The sequence below is a fragment of the Chitinophaga sp. genome, assembly GCF_035564935.1.
GTDB lineage: Bacteria > Bacteroidota > Bacteroidia > Chitinophagales > Chitinophagaceae > Chitinophaga.
In genome coordinates, this window is record NZ_DATMTE010000910.1 from 1 (window position 1) to 2,268 (window position 2,268).

Below are 2,268 nucleotides of genomic sequence, written 5' to 3' on the forward strand. Positions count from 1 at the left end.
AACCTGTATGGACAGGCCATTGCTTACCTGAAAGACTCTCATAAGGCCCAGGATGTGGTACAGGAAGTATTTCTCACCATCTGGAAAAACCGGGGCACTCTCCCGGATATAGAACGGCCGCAGCACTATTTGTACACAATGGCCAAGAACAGGATACTAAGTGAATTTAGAAAGAAGCTGGTGGTTCCGATCCCCGATGGTATAGCGCAGCTGCAACCGGCAGCTGATTCCTCTGCAGAGGAGCAACTGGCCACCAAACAGCTCCGGGAGCTGATGCAGGCGGTGGTAAACCAGATGCCGCCGCAACGCCGGGCCGTTTTTGAGCTGAGCCGGCACGAAGGATTAAAGTACGAGGAAATTGCGGCACGATTGGGTATTTCCCGGGAAACGGTGAAAGGCCATATGATAAAGGCCCTGGCACAGGTGCGCACCTTCATGCGGCATGCACTGCGACTGCTGTTCCAAATTTTTTTTTAAAGAGAGCAACCCTCTTTTTACGCTGCTGCGTCTTTATAGTATATGCACATCGACCAATTCAAGGATTTATTGGAAAAATACCTGGATGACAGGATCTCGCCGGAAGAACGCCGGCAGCTGGCTGACGCGCTGGAAGACCCAAAGTACGTGCAACTCCTGGACGAAACGATCTACGGGGAACTGGTAGCGCGGGCCTACGAAGGAACGCCGGATGAAGGGATCAGGCAATTGATCCGGCAACGGCTTGACCAGGAAACGTCCCCTGTTCACACTATCAGGCCCCGGAGGTACCGGTGGGCGGTGGCTGCCGCGATACTCGCTCTTGTAGCCGGCGCCTGGTTATGGCTGCAGCGGCCGGTGAAACAGCCGGCAGCGCAACAACTCATGGCCGATGCAATACCCGGCACCAACAAGGCTACCCTGACCTTATCAGATGGGTCTAAAATAACATTGGACAGCGCCGGCAACCAGGTGATCCGGCAGGGCGCAACGGCTATCCATCTGCAGGGCGGCCAGCTAAAATATGATGCCCAAAACTCCCCCGCTTCCGTTCAGTATAATATACTCAGCACCCCAAGGGGCGGCCAGTTCCGGATCACACTCCCGGATGGCACACAGGTGTGGCTAAACGCTGCTTCCACGCTGCGTTATCCAACGGCCTTTACAGGCCCGGAAAGACTTGTAGAGGTGAATGGAGAAGCTTATTTTGAAGTAGCAGGTAATGCCAACCAGCCATTCAGGGTGAAGATCAAAGACGCTGAGGTGCAGGTGCTGGGAACAAGTTTCAATGTGAATGCTTATGCAGATGAACCAACTATACAAACTACATTACTGGAAGGCTCCATTAAGCTATCTGCCCATAATAACCAGGTATTACTTAAACCGGGACAGCAGGCAATTTTGGCGACTAACAAGGAATTTCATATCAATGAGGTAAATCCTAACGACGCCATTGCCTGGAAGAACGGCTATTTTCTCTTTAAAAATGAGGGCATCGAAAGCGTTATGAGAACCATCGCGCGCTGGTACGATGTGGACGTTAGCTACCAGGGCGATGTAATGAAACAGCGCCTTGGAGGAACCGTTTCCCGTTACGAAAATCTGGAAGATCTGTTAAAGACAATTGAATTAACCAAAAGCTTAAAATTTAAAATTGAGGGAAGGAGGGTAACAATTATGCCATAAAATCTTTTACTCCGTATTGCTATTACTTAAATACGGCCGGATGCGGCGCGCGACGCACCCCGGCCAAGCCTTGGCGGCCCATGTCATGGAATAGCTAACTAACCCGCCAGCTAGGTTATAAAACCAAACATTTAGTGGTAAGATATCCCAAATGCATACAGGTGCAGCGGGTGTCCTATGCGTTCTTTAAAATATTCCTCAGTTATGAAACTTACAATAGTACTATTACTTGCAACAGTTTTGCAGGTCAGAGCGGCAACATACGCTCAATCTATTAATTTGAAAGTCAAAAACGCATCCCTGGAAGAAATATTTACGCAGATAAGGCTGCAAACCGGGTTTAATTTTTTATACAACCCCAGCGCACTGGAAGAAACAAAGAAAGTTTCAATAGCTGTTACCAATGCGTCGTTAAAAACAGTGCTGGATCAATGCTTCAAAGATCAACCCGTAGTATACGTGATCACTCAAAACAATGTGGTGATCAGCCGAAAAACATCGGCGCCGGAAACACCGGATGCTCCCGGGGTGGCTATAAACATCACCGGTCAGATAAATGACGCTAAAGGCTCGCCTGTTCCCGGTGTATCGGTCACCATTAAAGGC

At 49.5% G+C, this 2,268-nt stretch carries 3 protein-coding genes; all 3 read left to right on the top strand.

Annotated elements, in window-relative coordinates; genetic code table 11:
• A partial coding sequence (locus tag VN105_RS23735; protein ID WP_325644905.1) for an RNA polymerase sigma-70 factor occupies nucleotides 1–477 on the top strand: 477 nt, incomplete at its 5' end.
• Between the two features lie 42 nt (nucleotides 478–519).
• Complete coding sequence (locus VN105_RS23740; protein WP_325644907.1) at nucleotides 520–1,662, top strand: FecR family protein; 1,143 nt, start codon at nucleotides 520–522, stop codon at nucleotides 1,660–1,662.
• A 279-nt stretch (nucleotides 1,663–1,941) separates the two neighbouring features.
• The coding region (locus VN105_RS23745; protein ID WP_325644909.1) for an STN domain-containing protein at nucleotides 1,942–2,268 on the top strand (327 nt) is incomplete at its 3' end.

What these genes read in the sequence shown, in the direction of transcription:
- VN105_RS23740 (WP_325644907.1), top strand. Translation starts at nt 520, where the DNA reads ATGCACATCGACCAATTCAAGGATTTATTGGAAAAATACCTGGATGAC.